This is a genomic window from Flagellimonas yonaguniensis (genome assembly GCF_029193885.1).
GTDB lineage: Bacteria > Bacteroidota > Bacteroidia > Flavobacteriales > Flavobacteriaceae > Flagellimonas > Flagellimonas yonaguniensis.
The window spans coordinates 70,913-92,770 of record NZ_JARFVB010000014.1 but is presented as its reverse complement, the minus strand read 5'-3'; the positions used below and the strand labels follow the sequence as shown (position 1 = coordinate 92,770).

Below are 21,858 nucleotides of genomic sequence, written 5' to 3'. Positions count from 1 at the left end.
TCCTTAATTTTGTCCTATACTTTTATGGGGTTGACAATTCCGCTTTTGAGGTTCACAAATCCTCCGTGGACACATAGTTGCCTGTGCGACAACAATCTGAACAGACAGTCCGATGCGTGCGCCACCAAGACATCGTTGATGTACAGGGACTGTTCCATCAACCGATCGGCATAGGCACATCCCCTTCCCTGTTGGGGTTCGGTATCATGATCTTCCAAATTCGGGTAGAGGTCGGTTATCTTCTTAAGTCTGCTTACGCACTCCAAAGAACCATCGTCCAATTTTCTATCTTCCTCGAACAGACTGCCTAGAACGAACTGCCCCGTGTCCCTACTATTACCTATGTCCATCCAATAGAACATTGTCCTATGTTCCGAGCCCTTATGGGGGTGCTGTAAGGCCAAAGAAAGTGCTGTCCTGTATTTGGCATTGTCCACACAGGTCACGACGATGTTCGATCTGATGTCATCGCCAAAGGTCATGGCATTCATCGGTATTCCTTCCCATTGCAGCCCAAAGGCACGGTTGATCTTGGTCAGGGCATTGACCACCTTGTTCTGTCCAAGGTCATGTGGGGTGAACAATTGCCTACCGATGTTCATGGGTTCGACAATATCCCCGTCAAATGCCCTGACGTGCAGTCCGGGATGTCCCGTTTGGCAAAGGGCGTGATCCAACCTTGCCAATCTCGCAAGGAATAGGGAGCCATTCCCTCCCACCCCTATCAATGAGATAGTGATCGGGTGTGTAGGGTTGAAAAAATAATTGGGTGCAATATGTATCCTATCTTTCATAAAGTTGTTTTATGGTCTTGTTGTTCGCAATGAGAAGGGCATCGTCAAAACGCTGTTTCCCATTGAGGTGTTTCATCGTTTGCACAAGGTTTCCCTTGATCAGGTCGTTATGGTGGGTTTCCGTGAACACCGAAGAAAAGAACTGTTTTTCCATAAATCCCATGATGTCCTCATAGTGTTCAAATCCGTCGTAGTCCATGGAAACATTGCCCATGCATACCCTCCCCCGTGCATTGACATTGGGCAAGGGGGCATGGCATAGTCCTGTATCCCCGTCAAGGACTTCGCTCCGCTTTAGGGAGAATACGTTCAACGTGTTCCCTTTCAACGAAAAGATCAGTTTGGGGAGGGGGTACTGCCCTATCGGAATGCCCATCTTTTCATCAAAATAAAGGGTATGCCGTTTTGGATGGACGATCCATATCAAATGGAGTTCCCCCTTGAAATCAATATGTACCAGATTCTTGGGCAACAATCCCTTAAAGGAAAATTTTATCAATTCCCCTTCCAGACATCTGAACAGATTCCTTGCGGTATCCTTGGTCAGGGGCATACCCGCTGTAAGACATTCCCCCACTATCCTATGGTACGCAAAATAATGCTCCGTATTGTAATAACTCGATGTACTGGCATAGCCTATCAATGCAAATTTTGGCACCAAATGATCGTCCATGTCCAATTCCATGATTTTTTCCATATCAAATCCGTTCTATCAGTTCGTTCAGTTCACAAATAAAGTTTTCCACTTCCTTAAGTTTTTCCTCCAGTCCCTCCTCAAATTCCCCCATCCCATCGTTGCCTATGGTCGCATGGGCATAGGTGGAGAGCAGGTCGTACTCGTTGGAGCAATCATTGAGCATGTTGATGTACGATCGGGTAAATTCGCTCTCGCCATCATCGGTTATCAGGAACGTATGGTAAAAATCGACCATGCTCTCATAACCGTCACGGACGGATATCCGTTGTACCACCTGAAAATCCAACTTTTCCGAGGCCAAAAGGAGTTCCTTTAGTTTCTTGTACACCTCCCTTTTGGGTCTATAGCTTTCCAATCGGGATTTCCAGTCCCTTACCTCAAAGTCGTTGTACTTCTTCTCGTACCGTGAAAGGAAGTCCACCGAACCTTTCAATCTCTCCCCATAATCCTCGTTGGGGGCTTCCCTGCAATATTCCATTTCCTCGATCAAAAAAGTCCATATCCAATCGATCCTGTCCTCAAACGTATCGAAGATCGAATCAAAGGGAAGTCCCTTGATAAAGGATAGGAGTATATCGAACAATTTTCTATTCTTGCACTTCATTCCGTACAATGGCTTTAGGTTTATACAGTAGATATTGCCCTTGTTCCCGATGTACCGTTTCAGGTCAAGTTCCAACTCCCCATCGCAATTGCGATATACATCAATCAAATCGACCCTTGCCCTGTCCCTGAGCCTGTTCGCACATCTGAGAATAAGGTCTTGCAGACTGTCCCTTTCATCGAACCTCCAAGAATCGATGCTCCCCGTGAACTTTCGGGTAACCTCCACCATCAGCCCTGCCAATTGGCGAAGTCCGTCCCCTGAATACTTTTCCGATATATCGTTAATGGCAATGGGCCATACGTTCACGTCAGGAAGCAGTCTGTCCTTTTTGACAATGCCTTCATCCGCCTTGTCCCTGTACGGTGGCTGTCCTGTTGGAACGCCCTGAACAGGTCGTTGTGGAACTCCGTGAGTTCTCGTGAGTTGATGATCTTTGATGGTGCCGTACATTTTCCTTTGGTTAAAAATTCATCTACGTTCATTTTGTCAACCTTTGGTTCCTGCCAATGATTGGAAGTGTATCTCATGGAAACCATCGTTGATGCCCTTGTCCACGACATTGGCATTGGTGAGTTCGGGATATAGTGTGGAATAATGCTCCATGATCCGTTCATGCCCCATTTCGAGGTCAATGTCCTCCAGTTCGATCTTCTCCCTGTTACCGTTCAGGAAGATGTATTTTCTCGTTATGTTAGCGATCTGCATCTTGGAAAAGGTTTGGTGATTCATATTGGGACATTTGCTCAAAGACCTTTTTGGCCTCTTTGTGATCTGGGTCAATGGCCAAGATCTCTTTGGCTGCCTTGATCGCCCTCTCATGGTCTTTGATCGGGTTGAAATCCTTTTCCTTGATAAGGTTCTGCAAGGCGGTGGCCTTCTTGCCCACAGATTCTTTCTGCTTTTTGGCCTTTGCCGTCCTGCCTTCTGAAACCTTTAGTGATGCTTCATAGGCCTCCACACTGTCGAACATGGTCTTTGTACGCTCCAACGGACTTTGGACGGCCTCGAAGAACTTGTTGTCCATTTCCTCGACACTTGCCCGTAGGCTCAATGGTCTCAGGGATTTCAGCCCCTTGTCATCGGCATGGCTCTTGGGCAGAACGGACACCGATACCTCTCCATCGGAAAAGGTGATGCTCAGCCCCAACTGTCGTATCCCCGTTTTCTCAAGGGATGAAAAAAATTGGTTCATAAAAAATGTATTTAACTGTTTTACAATTACTTAACTATTATAAATATACGATCAACAAGTAGGCATGATAGGGAAATCCAAGGAAATATCCACCCTTTTCTTCTTCCTCCCTTTCCACAAAAAAGCACCCGTCAGGGTGCCCTTTCCCATGACAGGATCCATGGGTCGATAGGGGTCGTTGTCCCATTTTATGGGTAGGGAAAAGAATGATTCGAGCGGTGGAAAGATAAATGCAAGTGGGCGTTTTTTCGCCCGCTTGCTTTTGTGCGCGGTTCCGAGGGGGTTGAACGCCCGACCGAAGGGAAGGGTCTTCAACTTCCGCAGGAACAGGGGACATAGGGTATAGAACAAAAACTTGGATGGACGGGAAATGTTGTCCTTGCCTCCTATGTGGATATTATATATTTAAGGATGGAGCAGGTCCAGATAATCCTGGTTGAAATAGGTTTTCTTGAACCAGAGTTCAAATGCTGGGTCCAAAAATTCAAAACCATTGGACGTTTCGTGGATTATGTCCTCATTGATCAAAATGTTCTTGTTCTTGCTCACGTTTCTGGGAGTGCCCAATTTATATTCCTGCATTGTTTTCGCAGCGGTCAATTGCTTGGCCCCTTTGCTTATAGCCTTTAACAGGTTCAATTGGGTGCCACTGATATTTTCCACTTCTTTTTGGTACAATGGGGAATTGGCCTGTATCAATTCGTTCAATGCTTCGGCCACTTCTTCCATCTTGGCATTTTTTTCCGTTTTCTGCCAAGTATAGTGTGCCAATTGTTGTACATACCATGAATGGTCCTTCATCAACTGCGGGATTTTTCGGGCCATTTCTTCTGAAATGGTCTTGCCCGTGCTTTCAAAACTTTCCAAAATAAATTGGTGCCAATCCTCCCCACTGATTTTTTGGAGCAGTATAATGTCCCCAAAACGATAGAATGGTTTTGAGGTATTGTTGAATATTTCGGTCATCATATGCCTTTTGCTCCCATAAAGGCAGTAGCATACTTTTTTCTGTCGCTGCCAAATGGCCCGCATCTTTTTTTCCAAACCTTCATAATCGGGGAATGTCGCAAGGTTTTGGAATTCATCAAGACAGACCACAAAACGTATGTTCTTCTTTTGGGCGATCACTTCGGGCAGGTTCAATATTTCGTCCTTGTGCCTTTTTAGTTCCTCCCAGTCAAAACTCAATGAAAAATCCGAGGAAGGATCGACCCCGACGCTGAGCTTCGGCACCAGTTGTTTGAAAAGGTCTTTCCCTGACTTTAACCAATCTTGCCATTTGGATGAAGAAGCCTTGATGACCTCTTTGGCAAAAAGTTCCAAAAATTCTTCTTCGGTCGATACAGAAAAGAGATCGATGACCACGGTCTTTAGGTCCGTCTGCGTACCATTGATCGTATTGACCACCTTCTCCACCAAACTGGATTTGCCCCATCTTCTGGGTGAGATGATTATTGTATTTATTCCCTGTAGCAGATTGTTCGATAATTTCTCGGATTCCTGGGTCCTATCGGTAAAGGCGTCATTACTGACCGTTTTACCATATATAAAAGGTGATTTCATGATTTTTTACCTTATGGTATAATACCTAAAAGTATAAAATATTGGGTTAATATTCAATATTTAGTATTCCTCATTCTTTTGCCGATCATGCTGATCGATTCCATTGTATTGGTTTCGATGGCAGTATCAAATCTCCCAGCAAAGGGGAAATCCATAATATGCTCATAAAGAGCGGTCAACCCCCACGTTTTGGGAATGTGGGGCGGACACTTGCGTTTTTTCGGGCTCTTCCTTGGAAACATCTACATCGAACTTTTTGTCAAGCTCCTCGTTGATCTGTTCCATTCTTGTTTCCATCTTCTTGAGTTCGTCCAATTTATCAAAATCAAGGTCCAAGATCTTTTGGTTGGCGGTAATGTGGTGTCCATGGTCAAGGGCCAGTTCTTTTTGATCCTTGATCGACCGGGGAATCTTGGAAAGGGTATTGTACATATAATCGGCAACACTCTTGGGGTTCGTAACGATCCGTCTGGCCCCATGTCCATAGGTCGCATTGTCAGTCCGGACAAATAGGGAATGGGTCTCTACATCCTCTATCCTTATGCACAGGCTTGCCCCATCCATCTTTAGGACCTGATGTTCCGAAACCATGCCCTTGTGCTTTTCAAAAAAATCGATAATGGCCTGTCCAATATCCGTATCCTGGGTGTTGGACGGAAGCCCCATAGCATTTCTGATAATGCCGTAATAGGTTTCCTTGCTTTCCATCAATTGCCATAACGGTAGGTCCATTTCGAGCTTTTCAATGTTCTTGTACACCTTTTCCTTCTCCCTGGAATGGAACCGGATATTGTTCTCCGCTTCAAGCCTGTTCCGTTTGAAGATGGACCGTTCCAGTTGCAACTCTTCCAACCTTTTGCCCAGTTGTTCCTTTTCCAGGAAGAGCGGGTCGTTCTTGGCCACGGCCAACAGGGTCTTGTAATCGATGGACCCGTTGTCGTCCACTGGGCCCATGTCCAGTCTGTTGAACTGGATGGTTCCGTTGGTGATCTGTTCGATAAAGTTCTTTTTGGTATTGACATTATTGAGCATCAGGGCATCGGTGGAGTTCTCGACGATATAAAAGGAGATGGTGACCTTATTGTCCCAATATTTTTTGGCCATTTCATTCCCTTTCCTTGCCCCCCTTCCGTTACGCTGGTCCACGTCCGTGGGCCGGTGGGGGATATCAACATGGTGGATCCTGACCATCCTTCGCTGGATATTGGTCCCGGTTCCCAATTTTTCCGTCGAGCCTATAATGATACGGTACTTGCCCGAATTCAGGTCATCAAAGCATTGGAGCCTTTTTCCATCGGTCTTGAAATCGTGGATGAACACCACCTCTTCGGACGGAACATCAAATTCCTCGGTCAAGATTCGCTTGATCTCCGAATAAACGTTAAAGGTGTCCTTTGGGGTGCCCAGATCGGAAAAAATCGCCTGGGTACCTTTAAAACCATTGCTCTCGGTATAGGTCCGATAGACCTCACGGGCGATGATCCGCAGTTTGGCCTCCCCGGGATCCTCCAGATCGGGGTTGAGCAATCTGGGATCGATGGAGGCATGCCGCATATGGTGCAGCGCAATCAGGGAAAGTGCCCCCTTTTGGTCCTCCGTATAGGTCTTGTTGCCATACAGATGGTCACTGTTCCCTGTTCCAAGAAAGGTTTTTATTTGTTCAAAATAGGTCAACTGGCCCTCGGTGGGCTTGATGGTATGCACATCCATTACCGCTTTGGGCCGATCGATATGGTGGGTCCGTGCATTGACAATGATGGAAATTTCATTGTACAGGGTGGACAGCAGCTTCATCTTCTTGAAGGAGCGGAACCGCTCACGGACCTTATAGTCCCCTGAGACCGTGGGCTCGAACTCATAGGATTTATTGGCGAAAACCTGGGCCCATTGGTCAAAGGAAGCTATGTTCATCTCCGTGAGTCTTTCCGGGATCAGGTACTTGAACAGGACGTACACCTCGGTTATGGAATTGGAGATGGGCGTACCCGATAGAAAGGTCGCCTGAAAGTCCTTCCCTCTGGATCTTTGGAGGGTCCTGATCGCCGTGTACAGGTTTTTGCTCCTTTCGGATCCGGTACTGGTGTTCAGGCCAGCTACCCTGGAATGTCTGGTGGTGTACATCAGGTTCTTGAACTTATGGGACTCGTCGACCATGATATGTTCAAATCCCAATTGGTCAAAGGTCAATATCCTGTCCTTCCCTTTTTCGATCTGGTGGTAAACGTTCTGGAGCTGTGCCTCCAGATTTTCCTTTCGTATCTCCAGCCCCTTCAGTACCCTTTTATTGATATCGTACTTGTTCTCATAGATCACGCCCAGGTCTTTTTCCAGATTGTCCAGTTCCTCTTGGATGATTTCCTTGATGATCTCGGGGGACTGCGGTATGAACTTGAAGGTATCGTGGCTCATCAATACCACATCGGGCCGTTGGGAGACGATCTTTGCAAAAAAGGCGTTCCGCTTTTGGATTCCACCGACCTCCCTGTCGTTGGCCACCAACAGTTTCATTTGGGGAAAGGCGTTTCGGAACTCCTTTTCCAATTGCACCACGGTCGATCTCAGGCCGATGATCACCGTCCTTTTGGACAGGCCTAGTTCACGGAGTTTTTCGGTGGAAAGTGCCATATCCAGGGTCTTTCCGAACCCGACCTCCTTATTGACCAAGAGCCCTTGGTTGATGATGATCCCCGCCACGGTGTCCTTTTGACTACTGTAGGGTTCAAAATGTCTCAATCCCTGGAACTCCAGATAGCTTCCATCGTACTTGGGCATGATCTTGGCATCGTAGATGGAGTAAAATTGGAACTCCAACGACTTTTTGAGTTCGCTGTTCCCGATCACATATTCGTTGAATTCCCTGTACATGATCTCGAACTTTATGTTCACTTCCTGCATCTTGGTCTTATCGGTCCTTTTAAAATCCCCGGACCCCTTCGAAATATAGGGTATAGTAGAGTTCAGGGCCCCTTCGAGAATGTCCTTGAAACCATAGTATCGGTGTTCTGAACTGACGTAAAACTTTTTGACGCTCGCATAGTCGTATTTTTCGATCTTGACCATGTATTTTGACGTGGTATCATTGTAGTTTATGTGCGCCAATGTCCCATAGGTGTCAAAAATAAAGGATTGGGTCACCTCAATGGGAAACCATGGCTCATGGATCTTGACATCGAGATCCTCGAACGGGGTAATCGGCGGGTTGACCTTTTCGAGTTCCAAAATGGACCTGGAGAGGATGTCCTTGTTCACAAAGGAACGGAACTCCCCAAAGTCGTTGTTCCGGTACCATTGTATCTTTTTATGGATGACACCTGATAAGAACAGATATTTTGGGGCAAGCCTGCACCCATCTTCGGTCGGGTCGATGAACAAAAGGCCCTTGGAAAGGGATTCCCCGATCACGGTTTCATTCGGCTTGTCCGTAAGCCCGGCAATGGCATCGATATCGATCCGATTGTACCGGTTCAGGGAAAAATAAATGGCATCCTGTAGCGATAACCGTTCGGGGCTTTCTTCCACTTGTGAGGCCCAAGGGGTAAGCAGAAATTGGCCCTTGGTAAAAGTCCCTTTTTCGGGAATTTCCAATGCCAGCACCAATGGTCCCTGGACATCCAGGGTCACCAAATGGTAATTGGCCTTGTGGTTAAGGTTCCCGTATTGGAAGAGGAACACATCATATTGATAGTTAAGGTCCTCCCAGATTTTCAGTCCATCTACGACCTTGGGTTCCAAGAGTTTCAAATAGGTGTCCCGTAGGGAGATGATCTTGGTCAGTTTATCGAATTCGGCCGGTCTGGTCTTCAGGTAGTAATACTGGCCGGAATCGGTGATCTTTGCAATTTTTTGTTCCGCCACGATCAGGTTGCCCGGTCTTAATGGGCCCTCATATGACTGCTGAGGGTTTCTAGGCACAGCGGCCTTATCCGTTTTTTTCTCCGTTATGATTCTGGATTTTATGCTCGATGGTCTAAAGGTTATCAAGGCCTCCCTTATGGCGGGTTCGATAGTTGCTATATTGTTGGGATTCTTTACGGTATAATCGGAATGGTCATAAAGCCCTCCCGGTTCCACCGTCCCCAGGATGTTTTCGGGATGGGCATCAAAATAGGCATTCATCTGGATTTCGTTGCCTTCAAGATCCATCTTTGCCGTTCCCATGAACAGTCGGTTCCTTTCCCCCTGTTCCAAGGATGGATTCTTGGTACGGCTTTTTTGGAAGAACAGGATATCGGTAACCACCGAGGTGTTTTCCTGCTCAAAGGCATTGTCCGGTAACCTGACCCCGCCCAAAAAATCATTGTCCTTAATGATATTTTCACGGATCTGCCCATATTTTGCCTTATCGAGGAAATTCTTGGTACATATCAATACCACCATTCCCCCCGGTTTGGCCAGTTCCAGACTTTTATGGACAAAGTAGCTATGGACATTGCTGGTAAGCCCGTCCCTTAACGGGTGGTCCGCCAGATCGGGGTCGAAGACCTTGTTGGCGCCAAACGGTATGTTGCCGATGACCAGATCATAACTTTTGGCGGCATCGCTCTGGCCGATACCTTCAAATGGGATGCCGAACACCCGGACATTGTCCCTGTGCTTGAAATTATGTTCCAAGATCCGTGCGGTCAGGATCTCCTTTTCAAAGGCCGTGACCATGGCCTTGGGATATCTGCGCAACAGTTCCCTGATGATCAAACCGTTCCCCGCACTGGGCTCCAAAATGGTCCCTGGGGAAAAGTCGGGTATCCCGGCTAAAAAATCCATCATGGCCCGAATTATGGGCACTGGGGTATAGAACGAGTTCAGGGAACCTTTTTTTAGGCTGTCCACAAGGGTATCCGTATACGTATCGCCCACATACTGGTTCAATGCACCTAAAAACCGTTCCCGGTATTTTTCATTTTTGAGGATGTCGAAGATATTGCCGAACCCTGGATTGTTGATGAAGGTATGCCCGAGGGTGTCCGAATTTCGCAATGCGTCGATGGTCCGGACCATAAAGTCCAGATATTTCTTTTTTGAGTATTTCATAGATCGTGAGTTAAGGAATTTGTGGGACCGTCCATTAAGGTCGGCCCTGTAGGGGTTGTTCCCCCGCTTTAAGGTTATAATGCCATAGTGTTATGTTCTTTTAAATGTTAATGCCGACGCATCAAGGTCAATGGAGATTGTTAGCACGTTCAGGTTCTTTGGCCCTGTCCAATTGAACCCTGGCAGAAACAACTGGTCTGCTGTCCGGGCCGTTAATGCCAAGGATGGATCTCATGACCTATAGTTTTAATATGTTCTGTTCTTTGGGTTTCTTGACCTGCTCCTTTTCCAGATCATAAAGCATTGGATCGAATCCATAAGGGTAATCATTGCCATCAAATGTGCGTGGTTTTCCCAGGTCCTGGAACACAAAGTCTCGTAACGGAAATGTAGGTTCCCCCGTTTTGGTGGTATGATGGGGCACCCCCTCCACAAGTACATAATGGGTCCCCGATCCATCCCTTACGATCTCCCTTTGCCAATGGTCATACTGGCCCGTTCTGATGATTGTTCTTGTTTTCATGCTTCATATATTTATCGTGTTTTCGATTTTCCTTATGTACAGTTTCTGTTCTTTGATCGCATCCAATGCCATTTGTAGATTTTCCGAATCCGAAAAATGGGTCCGCAGGTGTCCCATGACCGGTCCATCTGCAGGCCTGAAATGTAGTTCTTGATTGTTTCGACTAGTTTCGGCAAAGTACCATTGGCCATTTTTATAATGCCTTTTTAGATAAGCGGTCCGTCCACCGCTTTCCAATCGGATCGCACCTTTTTCGATCACAAAGTCCTTTTCCTTTACGATCTTTTTGGCCAGATAGTACTTGACCTTGGCACTATGGACAGGGGATTCCATGGCTTCCCTGAAAGTTGTCCAGTCCATCCCCTGGGTCTTTTCACCGTTCGTTTTACCAATGTACAACTGCCCCTCCCTGATGCCGAGGACAAGTCCGAACCTGAGCTTGGCAATCCGATCGACCCGTTGGTTCTGGAGCATTTCTTGGATTTCTTCACGGGTTAGGTGCACCAGATCTGCAGAGGTCTTGAGAAAGGGTTGAAAGACAAGATAATGTGCATTGGCCTCCGTCAACCTTAGGATCTCATGGCCTTTTATCGATGCTGGGAACAGCATCGGTCTGTGCAGATGTTCCAAGGAATGCTCCAATACCCCTGTATCCAATGTCAATACCCCCTTCCCAAAGTATTTATTGGACCCAAAGGACTTTTCGATAATGAGGTCATACATTTTACCGAGGGATTCGAAATCGGATGGAACGGTCCTTTGGATGTCCCTTGCAAAAAAGGAATGTCCGAACTCAAGTCCGTCCGTTGCCTTTGGATGAAGGCTGGACAATCTTCCCAAGAGTTCCGGCCAATCCAGTGGTTTCCACATGGGAATGTTATCATGGTTCCTCAAGGCCATAACGGGGGCTTTCCGATGTCTGTCGTACCCAAACCGGATCGAGGCCAGGAGGTCGTCATTTTCCCTGACCTTGATGGTTCCCATGGCAACCACTCCTTGGTCGAGTTTCACCAACCCTTCTTTTTTCCGATGATAGGAAATCAGGCTGTTCAACGAAGCATCCGCATGCCCCGTTTTGGCCATATCCAGGTTCCTGTGGTATTTGAGCCTTTGGATGTCCCGGATGTCCTCCGGGCGGACCCTTTCATATTCCAAGGTGGCAAAGTCCCCAAAATCCCTGTTCAACAACCTTTCCTTAAGGTTCCATAATCTGGCCATGAGCTTTCTTGCCCTTTGCCATGGGTCCAGTGGTCTGTTTTCCTGTAATGGCTCCATAATTATTGTTCGATGAGTTCAAGTATGATCTTACGCTTCAGGTCCAATGAGGGTATGGGATCGATCTTTTCACCGTTCTTGCTGACCTCATAATGCAGATGGTACCCAGTGGAATCCCCTGAACTGCCCACAGTCCCGATCAATTCGTGCTGCTGGACGAATTGCCCTTTGCCCACCAAGGTCTTTGTCAGGTGCCCATAAAGGGTCCTGAAACCGAAACGGTGTCGGATGATGATGTGGGTACCATACCCCGTTTTGGAACGGACGATGGAAACCACCGTACCCGATGCGGTGGCATATACCTGTTTGTCCCTCGGTGCGGCAAAATCCAGTCCCATGTGTTTTTTTCTTTTTCCAGAAATGGGATGTACACGGTACCCAAAGGCACTGCTCAACCTATAGTCTCCCTTTTCCAAGGGCGTACACGAGGGAATTTCGTCCAACAGTCCCGGGCTATATCTAAAATAGGTTTCCAATGAGGACATATAGGTATAGTCCGGGATCTGAAAAAGATACTTTACGATCCTTTCCTCTATTTCAAAGAGCAACCGCTCCCTTTCCCTGTCCGAGACCATACTGTCCATTGGGGCATTCCCCGAGCTGGCCCTGAGTGAGGTATTATAACGGTCCATGGCCACCATCTGTTCCCCGATATCCTCCTCCATCATGGAAAAAGCCTTGCCCAGTAGAAGTACCGTTAGGGCAACGATAAGGAATATGAGGTACCGGACCTCCTTTTTCCCGAGGGATATCAGATGTCCCAATATCCGTTTCAGACCTTTTTTATTGAAAACCATTGTCATTTGAAAAAGTTTTATATATTTGTGGTGTCAGTTACAAACTTATTAATTATTTACAAATAAACAATTTTTAATCATATGTTGGACCGTTGGTTGGACAAAGACCATTTGATAGACCTCCCCGCCCTGTTCGGGCATTTCGGGTATGAACCTGTAAAAAGGGAACCCACCCATATCCTGTTCAAAAGGAACGGCAAATACCGTGTGGTCATCCATACCGAAAAGGGATTCCTATATTACCACGTGGAGAGCCCCCAGAACAAACTGTCCGCTTCGGACCTTATCATCGAAGAAGTCTCTAGGACAGAGGGGAAAAAGAGCGAAACGCTTTGGGACAAGGTCGATCAAAAGTACCATCAGGTGACCGCAGCCAAGGAATTGATGTTGGATATGTCCAAGGATGTGGGCCTGGAAAGGGTCCCTACGGACTTTAATCACTTCCATTCCTACGCTGCGCCGTTCAAGGGAAGGTCGGAAGGGCTTTATTCCGATGTTACCGGAACGGATGCCTTTAAGGACCGTATCTTCGAGGCTCCTTCCGGGGAGCCATTGTTCCCCCTCTACAATGTCCAGAACGAGACCTCGGGCTATTTCCTGGACAGTGACAAGGGGGTCCGGCCCTATGGGGAATCCGATGCCAAACATTCCCTTTGGTATTCCAATATCCCCAAATCCATCGAATGGTTAGTCGTGTTCAAGGATCCCAGGGAGGCCATTGCCTTTCACAGGAAGTTCCAACTCGACAATGCCGTCTATATGGCCCTCGGGGAGATCAATTATGAGACCACCAAGATCTTGTTCGAGATCCGCAAATTGACCAAGGTGAAGAAGATCATCCTTTCGTTCACAGGAGGCAAAAAGATAGAAGGGTATCTACGGGACCTCAGTTTCATTTCCTTCATCGACGACACCAATTTCATGTTGAAACTTGGTGAAGGGGACCTAAGGGTCAAGTTCCAGGTAGGGGACGAAAAATCCTTTCTGCGCTTTTATAATTCCATAAAGGACTTCAACCAAGGATTGGCAAAAAGTTTTTTAAAGTACAACAAGGCCCTGGATCAATTCCGTATCAACCGCCACAGTATGGTGGTAGGGAAGGAAGGGGACGGTATTTCGGTAAGGGTGCCCCTTGAGGTGGGTGCCATCAAATATTTTGTCTGGTCCTATCACAGGAACTATCTGGGCAAAACATTGGATATCCTCAAACCCAAAATGGCCAATTGGCATTTGGAATGGGAATCTGACCAAAGTATCACATTAAAGGGGAAGGAGGTGCAGATGGAGGATTACCGGATAGCTTTATAAAATGGAAAAAGAGCGCTCCCGCCCTCTTTCCGAAATATTCCTTAACTCATCGATAAATGAATATCAACAAGTACCGCAAAGGTACGAAAATCAATATTCCTTAACAATTAAATACTCAGTAAAATGGAAAAACAAGTAGAAAGGGTTTTCGTAAAAGTGAACCAAGTTTGGCAAAAAGGGGAAATCCTCTCCAAAGAGGAAAGCATCCTAAAGATCAAGACCCAGGGAGGCCTGGAATTCAACATTGACGAGACCAGTCCCTATGTGGAGAAAATGCGGTCCCCCGCCCAGCGGTTCGCCTATGGGGAGGCCAAGGAAAAATTGGAGGGCGCCTATATCAGTTTTGACAAGCTTCCCGAGAACGTACAAGATGCCCTGGTCAAGGGAGAGGAGTACATCCATCGCTCCACCTATGTCAACGAAGGGGAACTCAAGGAAAGTGTCAAGGCCGTCCAATTGATGTACAGTTCCCAGAGCGGGTCCAAATTGGACGTCCAGATCAAAAGGAACCAGCCCGTGACCCTTGCCCAGGCCACCGCCTATAACCACCAGTTCTCCAAGGAAGAGTTCGAGGCCATGGTCAATGACGGTAGATCCATCGTCTTCAATGGGGTGACCAAGGATGGGGAAATGTTCTCGAAGCTGGCCTATTACGAGCCAAAGCTCAATGACATCAGGACGAAGACCGCCCTTTCGGAGAACACCTATTTCTATGGGCAGCAATTGACCAAACAGCAGGCCGATGCCATGAACAAGGGAGAGGCCGTGGAAATCTCCATAGCCACCAAGAAGGGCAGGAAGACCTATAGCGTCACCTATAGCCCCAAGGCGGAAAGGTTCATTACAAAATCCCCGGAAAAGGCAAATGTAAAGGACCTGGAAACCAAGGGTGCCGTTGTGGTCGGGGACGAAAAAAAAAAGAAACGGCATAATGTCATGAGCAAATAGGGGCCATAAGGTCCATTTGATGAACAAAAGCCGACATATTCAAATATATCGGCTTTTTTCAATCCTATCGGCAATGAAGAACACTATAAGTTACAAAGATGATCCAGGGCATTATAAGCGGTTGATCGGTAAGATCAACCGGGAAGTGGACTTTGCGGGCCATCTATTGCGTACGGGCCATGTACTGCTCAAAAAAAGTGCCGGATCGATGGAATTCGCCAAGGAGGGCGACCGGATCGTCCTGATGACCTCAAGGGACCCCATCTCCTATTTCAACCGCAATGATACAGAGGACAAGGGACTTTTCTTTTCGTTCCTAAAGAATAGGGAGGAGAACTTTTACAGGGCCGTCGAACAGGGCCTGGAAATCATTGACAGTTCCCACGAACATGTTGCACAAAACGCAAAGGTTCCCCAAAAAAGGGGCAGAACGAAGTCCTTGGAGGAAAATTACAACATAGTACCAATGCACAATCCCATATACCTGACCAAGGAAAGGGGCATTGCGATGGAAACCCTTGCATCCGATCCCTTTAGGGGCAGGATCTTCAATGCCTTCCACCATAATGACAATGGGAGCAAGATCGCCAATGTGGCCTTCCCAAAATTCGATATCGGGGGAACCCCCAGGAACTATATCCTGTACAACAGGCCCTATAGGGACAGGCATACGGGGGAATCCAAAAAATTCCGCCTGGTGCTCAACGGAAAGGACCATTTTCTGTTCAGTTCCAATCCCCCAAAGGAAGGGGCCCAACGGATCGTTTTTGGGGAAAGCGGGGTGGACCTGCTCTCCTTCCATGAACTTGAGGGAAAAAAGGGTGACCTTTATATTTCCTTTGGAGGGAACGTCTATACCGAAAAACTGGATTTCTTTTATGAGCTCATCACCCCCTTTCTTTCAAGAAAAGGAATCCAGCTCGTGTCCATTTTCGACAACGATGCCACGGGACACCGATTTGACATCCAAGTTTTCACCAAGCTCATCAATGGAATGGCAAAAGGGATCTATGTCGAGAACCGAATCAACCGGGAGAGAGTGTCAATGAACATCCACTACCATAAGGACCGGCGCGGTCAAATGGCCCATGATGCCCGTAAGATCGAAGACTCGGTCGATAATGCGTTCCCAAAGGGCCAAGGGTTCAAGGCCATCCTTTTTTCGGACAAGTTGGCCCTTGAATTTTCCATCTCGGAATCCAGATCCACAACCATCTTGGATCCACAGATGGCCAAGGCATTACGGTCATTTTTGACCACCTTGGGCGGACTGTACCTTCCTGTAAGGGCCAAGATCATGAAATCGATGGGCAAGGATTGGAACGACGACCTGAAAAGCAGCAAGAAGGAAAGGTACGAACAACTTGGGACCGTGGATCCGGATAGGATACGCCCAGGGGACAAGATCGTTCTCAAGACCAACAGCGGACCGGAGGGTGCCCCCAATGAGGGCATCGTGGAGGAAATACGTACCACTGGGGTCTTGGCCGATTTTGGGCTCCGGTATTCCTATATGGTCCCCTTTCGGGCCATTGGGACGCATCTTAGGCACAAAAAGTTCTCAAAGGAGAACACTGCACAAATAAAAATATGAAGCTATCATCGAGGGATTTTTCAAGACAGGCCAAATACCCATAGAAAGGGGAATGATCAAATTTCAATGTATTGACTTAAATTTAAACAAATGAAAATAATGGAAGAGCTATCGGAAGGGTTGAAGGACCACCAATATTACTATGAACTGCTGGATGCACTTATCGAAGAGAACGATATGGAACTCAAGAACCGCCTCCAAATAGGGGATGGATATACCCAGTTCATCCGGGACCAATCCAAGGTCCTGATGGACACTACCATCGAAATGGTACGGGAGAAGGGGATTTCCTTTCAGGAGGCATCCGACATCGCTTTGGAGGGATGGAGGGAAAGGACCTTTGGTTGATTCCATAATGGACCATATTCTTCCCTTCCATGCAAGATAAAAGGTTGGCACATTCGGCCATGTTCCTCTCCGTGGCCCTTTTTGCGGCGATCGGCTATATCGATCATTATGCGCTATTGGCCTACCATGGGATCGATGGCCCGATCCTTCGATGGATCTATGGATTTTTCATGGAGTTCGGGCCACTGCACCAAAAGTACCTAAGCAAACTGTTATTGCTCATGGCCATTGGAGCGGCGGTCATGTTGTACCACCCCAAAAAGGTAGCGGGAAAGACCTATACCAAGGGAGTGTCGTACCTGACCCTTGGAATTATATTATTTGGTGCCGGTGATGCACTTAAGGTTCCCGACATTGTTTTGTATTGGTCTTCGGTGCCGTGCTATTTCCTGGGGTTCCTGTTTTCCCTATCGGGCAGTGTCCATCTCTTTCAGGTGCTGTCCTTTACCGACCTCTCCAAAGAAGACCCTTTCAATGACGGGAACGAGACGTTCCAACAGATGGAACAAAAGATCGATACCCCCTATTCTGTGAACATTCCCTATGATTACCGTTTCAAGGGAAAGATCAGAAAAGGCTGGGTCAACTTCGTCAACCTCTTCAGGGCCCTGTTGATCATCGGTACACCGGGAAGTGGGAAGTCGTTTGCCTTTTTTGAAGAAATCATCGAGCAGCTTATCGGAAAGATGTTCACCTTGCTCATCTATGACTTCAAGTTCGATACACTCTCCCGTATCGCCTATAACCATTGGCTGAAAAAGAAGGAACAACTCGGCACTGATGATCCGGAACAGCTGGGTTCCTTGCCTGGGTTTTACACCATTTCCTTCGATGATCCGGAAAGGACCCACCGGAACAATCCTATCAGCCCCTACTTGATGAAGTCACAGATCGATGCCTCGGATGCGGCCACCATCATCATGAAGAACCTCAATAAGGAATGGATCAAACAGAACGATTTTTTTTCAAGGAGTGCCATCAGTTTTGTTTCGGGGCTCATCTGGTACCTGAAGAAGAAAGCGGAGGAGACCGGGACCAACATCTGTACCCTTCCCCATGTCATCATCCTTTCAACGGTCAACATACAGGTGCTCTTGGACATTATCCTGAGGGACATGGAAGTCCGCAACCTGATGATCCCCTTCAAGGATGCCCTGGAGCGGGAAGCGGGACAACAATTGGCCGGTCAGACGGCGAGTGCACAGATATCATTGTCCATGCTCGCCACCAAGGAGATATTCTATGTGATGACCGGCAATGATTTCCAATTGGACATCAACAGCACTTCCAGGCCCAAGATCGTGTGCGTGCAGAACAATCCGGACCGATCAGAGATCTATGCCGCACCCATCGGGCTGATCATCAACAAGGCCCTACAGGTGGTCAACAGGCCCGGGGGCAGGCCCATGGGCGTCATCCTTGACGAGGTGCCCACGATCTTCATCATGGGCCTTAGAAAGATCATCGATACGGGGAGGTCCCATTTGGTGGCCACTGTCCTGGGCATCCAAAGTGTCTCCCAGCTCATCGCCGATTACGGAAAGGAACTGGCCGATGTGATCTTTGACAACTGTGCGAACGTCTTCAGCGGTGCTGCCAAGGGGGAAACGGCCCGGCGCATCAGTGACATTTTTGGGAAGATCCACCAGGAAAAACTGTCCAGGACGGTCTCAAGGAACGACACGACCACCAGTATGGGCACCCAAATGATGGAACTGATGCCCAAGAGCAAGATAACCCGTATGTCAACCGGATATTTTGGAGGTATAGTGGCAGATACCTTTGAACATCCCATCAAGCAAAAACTGTGCTTTGGCCTATTGAGACCGAACATGGAGGCAAAGAAACACCAGGACAAATTCCCCCTTCCGGTGACCAGGGATTTCAGGACCCAGGACCATGACAAAAAGGTAAGGGAACGCCTGGCATTGATGGGGGATATCGGCTTTTTTGACAAGGTGGCCCTACTTGATCTCGCCCAAAACGATTACATCGAATTCTATAACGTTTACCTGGAAACCTTTACAAAGGAAAATTGCGATGGGCCCATGCAGCGAATGCAGTTCACTTCCTTGGTCCGTGACCTGAAACTCTACGATCATTTAAAGGAGCTAGGGCAATTGGTCGACAATAAAGGAGCCTATGGCTCCCAGATAAGGGCCTTCATGGAAAACCTTGTCGGAAGGATGTTCTTGGAACGGGAAATGGAACGGGTCCTGGACGAGTCCTTCCACAAGGTACTCGGGGACATTGATGATCTGGTCAAGGACGAATATTTCAAGATCAAGGGGGAACATCCCAAGTCCTCGATCTTCGATCCCGATAAGATAACGGATGAAATCGGGTCTTCACTGGACGCGAACAGGGAAATCGCCCTGGAATTTTTGGAGGATTTCAACCAAATGTCCGGCCCAGACCTGTTCGAGGATATGGACGGGTCACAGGAAAGACCTACTTTTAAGGAAGATAATAGCAAAGGGGAAGGTATGGCCGCCCTATGGGATGGGGCCGATCTTTTCGAGGAAGAACCCTATTCCTCCTACCCCGTTCAAAATTTATAGACATGAAGGACATCGACGAACTTAAGAACGCGAAAGCGGAGGATTTTTATTATATCGGAAAAAGGCTCAGGGAGATCCGGGACGATCTGGTCGAAGCGGACGATACCACGGACAAGCGCAATTCCCACTATTCCAGGAAAAATGTTTGTGAACGATTGGGCGTCGATTATTCGACCTTGACCAATGTGGAACGCGGTACGATATCGCCCACCACCTTTAAGCTGATCCTGTACTATTATTCCTTGGGCTACAACCCCATGTGGATCATCGCCACGGACAATGAGTTCATCCCGAAGCGCAATATCGGGGAAAACCTTGTCTATCAGGAAGGGATCCAAGAAAGTTTCAAGGCCCTTGAGTCCAATATCCTGGAAGCCCTTTCAGGGTTCAAATCAAAAATTTAAGCAACGATGGAAAATTGACACGGACCGGCATTGGACATTTATAGTAAAATATTCATTTATTCATTTATTCATTTATTCATTTATTCATTTATTCATTTATTCATTTATACAAATAAACATTTCACCAAATGAGCGATTATCCAACTGTATGATGATACAAATACTTATATCAGCAAATATCCAAACCATTGAACAAATGCCTATGTAATTGACCCTATATATAAATATTCCTTTACTCACTTAAATACATATCAATATGAAAACAAAGATCATTTCGGTCGCCGGGGAAAAAGGCGGCGTGGGCAAGACGACCCTCAACATCATGCTGGCCACCAACCTGTTCCATACCTATGGAAAGAAGGTCGTCCTTTTGGATGTGGACGATCCCCAATTCTCCATTTTCAAGAAAAGACAGCGCGAACTGGACCTTATCGGGGAAAATGGAGAGGACAGCCTCCCGATATATCCGATAATCCGGGTAACGGTTAGGACCATTAAGGACAAGATCCTGCAGCACTATGGAAACGTTGACTACATCATCGTCGACTTTCCTGGAAGCCTGAGCCTCGAAATGGTACAGGGCCTTATGTTCGTCGAACATATCTTCATACCCTTCGACCATGACGAACTGGAAATCGACAGTACCTTTAATTTCTACAGGACATTGAAGAAAAACTTCTTGGACAATGGGGACCGGGTACTGCGATCGGTCCATCTTTTCTTCAACAAATATCGGGAGGTCCAAAAGAACAAGTTCGCGAATTTAAAAGGCGATGTCCTGACGGCAGGCCTTCCCTTTATGCAGCATGTGGTCAAGGAGAAGACCATATACAGGGAACAGTACAGGAGCACCCTTCATCCCATCCCGGAACAAATGGAAACGGGACCACGTGATATCAGGAACTTTTTCGAGGAAGTCCTTAAATTATCCAGTAATTGATATGGCCACGAAACCCTCAATGAAGGATTTTTTTAGGACGGAAGAAATATGGCTACAAAAGACAAGGACCAAAAATCAAGCAGTGAACAAATGAAAAAAAGTAAAGATACTGGGCAACTGATAAAGGCCATAACGATGGACATTGACAAAACGGATGGCATATTGGACAGGTTAAAAAAGGAAAGATCCTCCGGAATGGAGACCGATCAAACTGGGGAAACCGCCGATCTTACCAACGATGCCATAACGGGAACTCCTGAGAAGAAAATACCGTTGGGCAAAGATCTGGATGATCCTGAAACCCCAAAGGATGGAACCGTGGTGCGGCCCATGGAAAACGTGAACCGTCCCAGCAAGGGTAAAAAAATGACGAAATCCGAGGAAAGAATTTGGCATGAATTCAATAAAACCGTTGAATCTGAGTTTTATAGGGACAAAAAAGATGTGTTCCAGATGTCCCTGAGCGGGGAATGCCTCGCCGGTTATGAAAGGCTGGCCCTTGGATTGGGCTATAAAATGGGACAAAAGATCAACCGGAACGAGATCTTGAGGAAGGTCCTGGAAGAATTCGTCCATAAGAACGGGGCCAAATTGGAGAAACTGATAGAAAAACTATAATAAACTGTATTTGAACCTTTTCTGGAAAATAGTATTGGGCATTACGGCCATGTATTACATATATGTGGCCTGGGTCCTGTTGGTAAAAAAGAAAAGGGGAACCAAAAAAATCAAAGAAAATAATGATTATTTGTATTTAAATAATAAATTTGTAAATAATTCACAAGAAGAACAAGCCGATTTGGAAACCATACTCAGCCAGGTGGATGAAGTCGAGAACAACTCCAAACTCCTGGAGGCTTTCAAAAACAAAGGCTCTTCAAGTGAAGCATTGAACAATTCCTTAACTCGCACAGAAAATGAAAAATTCAAGATCATCCGTAACAGGGATGTTACGGACAAGACCGATCCCGGCCCGGAAACTTAAACTCATGCTCCTTATCGGGCTGGGCCTTTGCCTACCACACGATTCCTTTGGGCAATTGAACGAACTGACCCAAGAACTCCAACAAGGGGAACGTGACCTCTCCAGGATCGCTGATATCGTCATCAGTGCCGTCAAGACCATTGCTGGGACATCCACCATTTTGGGTGGATTGGTATTCCTTTACTTAAGGGACCAACAGAGCGATCTTACCAAAAAGGTGGGACAGGTCATTCTTGGCCTGGCCATTTTCTGGATCCTTTTGTCCGTTGGGGACAGCATGCGTTCCTAAAAAAG

The 21,858-nt window shown here is 47.0% G+C and carries 21 protein-coding genes; 10 read left to right on the top strand and 11 right to left on the bottom strand.

The genetic code is table 11. The annotated features are described in order from the left end of the window. Positions 1 to 14: 14 nt before the first annotated feature. The 11 genes from PY092_RS16575 to PY092_RS16525 all read right to left on the bottom strand — a co-directional run bounded on the left by PY092_RS16575 (position 15) and on the right by PY092_RS16525 (position 12,482). Positions 15 to 794: a PRTRC system ThiF family protein gene (locus PY092_RS16575; RefSeq protein ID WP_275616927.1), complete on the bottom strand. Its 780-nt coding sequence runs from the start codon at positions 792 to 794 to the stop codon at positions 15 to 17. Beyond that, a complete protein-coding gene (locus PY092_RS16570; RefSeq protein ID WP_275616926.1) occupies positions 784 to 1,491 on the bottom strand; it encodes a hypothetical protein in 708 nt (235 codons plus the stop codon). The genes PY092_RS16575 and PY092_RS16570 overlap by 11 nt, the downstream gene beginning before the upstream one ends. Before the next feature lies 1 nt (position 1,492). Next, positions 1,493 to 2,548 carry a hypothetical protein gene (locus PY092_RS16565; RefSeq protein WP_275616925.1) on the bottom strand — a complete coding sequence of 352 codons (1,056 nt, stop codon included), beginning with the start codon at positions 2,546 to 2,548 and terminating at the stop codon, positions 1,493 to 1,495. 36 nt (positions 2,549 to 2,584) lie between these two features. Beyond that, the gene (locus tag PY092_RS16560) at positions 2,585 to 2,803 is read right to left on the bottom strand and encodes a PRTRC system protein C (RefSeq protein ID WP_275616924.1); all 219 of its coding nucleotides are present in this window, start codon (positions 2,801 to 2,803) and stop codon (positions 2,585 to 2,587) included. Next, a complete protein-coding gene (locus PY092_RS16555) occupies positions 2,790 to 3,290 on the bottom strand; it encodes a PRTRC system protein E (protein WP_275616923.1) in 501 nt (166 codons plus the stop codon). Before PY092_RS16555 ends, PY092_RS16560 begins: the two co-directional genes overlap by 14 nt. Before the next feature lie 37 nt (positions 3,291 to 3,327). Next, positions 3,328 to 3,627: a hypothetical protein gene (locus PY092_RS16550; RefSeq protein WP_275616922.1), complete on the bottom strand. Its 300-nt coding sequence runs from the start codon at positions 3,625 to 3,627 to the stop codon at positions 3,328 to 3,330. Between the two features lie 68 nt (positions 3,628 to 3,695). After that, complete coding sequence (locus PY092_RS16545) at positions 3,696 to 4,853, bottom strand: AAA family ATPase (RefSeq protein ID WP_225604026.1); 1,158 nt, start codon at positions 4,851 to 4,853, stop codon at positions 3,696 to 3,698. A 162-nt stretch (positions 4,854 to 5,015) separates the two neighbouring features. After that, the gene (locus PY092_RS16540) at positions 5,016 to 9,881 is read right to left on the bottom strand and encodes an N-6 DNA methylase (RefSeq protein WP_275616921.1); all 4,866 of its coding nucleotides are present in this window, start codon (positions 9,879 to 9,881) and stop codon (positions 5,016 to 5,018) included. 238 nt (positions 9,882 to 10,119) lie between these two features. After that, positions 10,120 to 10,404 carry a hypothetical protein gene (locus PY092_RS16535; RefSeq protein WP_275616920.1) on the bottom strand — a complete coding sequence of 95 codons (285 nt, stop codon included), beginning with the start codon at positions 10,402 to 10,404 and terminating at the stop codon, positions 10,120 to 10,122. A 3-nt stretch (positions 10,405 to 10,407) separates the two neighbouring features. Further along, on the bottom strand, positions 10,408 to 11,679 hold the full coding sequence (locus PY092_RS16530) for a hypothetical protein (protein WP_275616919.1): 1,272 nt from the start codon (positions 11,677 to 11,679) through the stop codon (positions 10,408 to 10,410). A 2-nt stretch (positions 11,680 to 11,681) separates the two neighbouring features. Continuing rightward, positions 11,682 to 12,482: a M23 family metallopeptidase gene (locus PY092_RS16525; protein WP_275616918.1), complete on the bottom strand. Its 801-nt coding sequence runs from the start codon at positions 12,480 to 12,482 to the stop codon at positions 11,682 to 11,684. Positions 12,483 to 12,557: 75 nt separating this feature from the next. Here PY092_RS16525 and PY092_RS16520 point away from each other — a divergent pair, with 75 nt between their 5' ends. From PY092_RS16520 to PY092_RS16475, 10 genes are all read left to right on the top strand, one after another. Continuing rightward, complete coding sequence (locus tag PY092_RS16520; protein ID WP_275616917.1) at positions 12,558 to 13,784, top strand: hypothetical protein; 1,227 nt, start codon at positions 12,558 to 12,560, stop codon at positions 13,782 to 13,784. 123 nt (positions 13,785 to 13,907) lie between these two features. Then, the gene (locus tag PY092_RS16515) at positions 13,908 to 14,732 is read left to right on the top strand and encodes a hypothetical protein (protein WP_275616916.1); all 825 of its coding nucleotides are present in this window, start codon (positions 13,908 to 13,910) and stop codon (positions 14,730 to 14,732) included. Between the two features lie 73 nt (positions 14,733 to 14,805). Next, entirely contained in the window at positions 14,806 to 16,326 is a 1,521-nt protein-coding gene (locus PY092_RS16510) for a toprim domain-containing protein (protein WP_275616915.1), read from the top strand. 90 nt (positions 16,327 to 16,416) lie between these two features. Next, on the top strand, positions 16,417 to 16,674 hold the full coding sequence (locus PY092_RS16505) for a hypothetical protein (protein ID WP_225604018.1): 258 nt from the start codon (positions 16,417 to 16,419) through the stop codon (positions 16,672 to 16,674). A gap of 29 nt (positions 16,675 to 16,703) precedes the next feature. Continuing rightward, the gene (locus PY092_RS16500; RefSeq protein WP_275616914.1) at positions 16,704 to 19,235 is read left to right on the top strand and encodes a TraM recognition domain-containing protein; all 2,532 of its coding nucleotides are present in this window, start codon (positions 16,704 to 16,706) and stop codon (positions 19,233 to 19,235) included. Positions 19,236 to 19,237: 2 nt separating this feature from the next. Beyond that, the gene (locus PY092_RS16495; RefSeq protein ID WP_275616913.1) at positions 19,238 to 19,639 is read left to right on the top strand and encodes a helix-turn-helix domain-containing protein; all 402 of its coding nucleotides are present in this window, start codon (positions 19,238 to 19,240) and stop codon (positions 19,637 to 19,639) included. A gap of 256 nt (positions 19,640 to 19,895) precedes the next feature. After that, on the top strand, positions 19,896 to 20,579 hold the full coding sequence (locus PY092_RS16490) for a ParA family protein (RefSeq protein ID WP_275616912.1): 684 nt from the start codon (positions 19,896 to 19,898) through the stop codon (positions 20,577 to 20,579). Between the two features lie 90 nt (positions 20,580 to 20,669). Further along, positions 20,670 to 21,197, top strand: coding sequence for a hypothetical protein (locus tag PY092_RS16485; RefSeq protein ID WP_275616911.1), 528 nt, complete (start codon positions 20,670 to 20,672; stop codon positions 21,195 to 21,197). Positions 21,198 to 21,207: 10 nt separating this feature from the next. Next, entirely contained in the window at positions 21,208 to 21,564 is a 357-nt protein-coding gene (locus PY092_RS16480; protein WP_275616910.1) for a hypothetical protein, read from the top strand. After that, on the top strand, positions 21,497 to 21,853 hold the full coding sequence (locus tag PY092_RS16475; protein WP_275616909.1) for a hypothetical protein: 357 nt from the start codon (positions 21,497 to 21,499) through the stop codon (positions 21,851 to 21,853). Before PY092_RS16480 ends, PY092_RS16475 begins: the two co-directional genes overlap by 68 nt. Positions 21,854 to 21,858 lie beyond the last annotated feature (5 nt).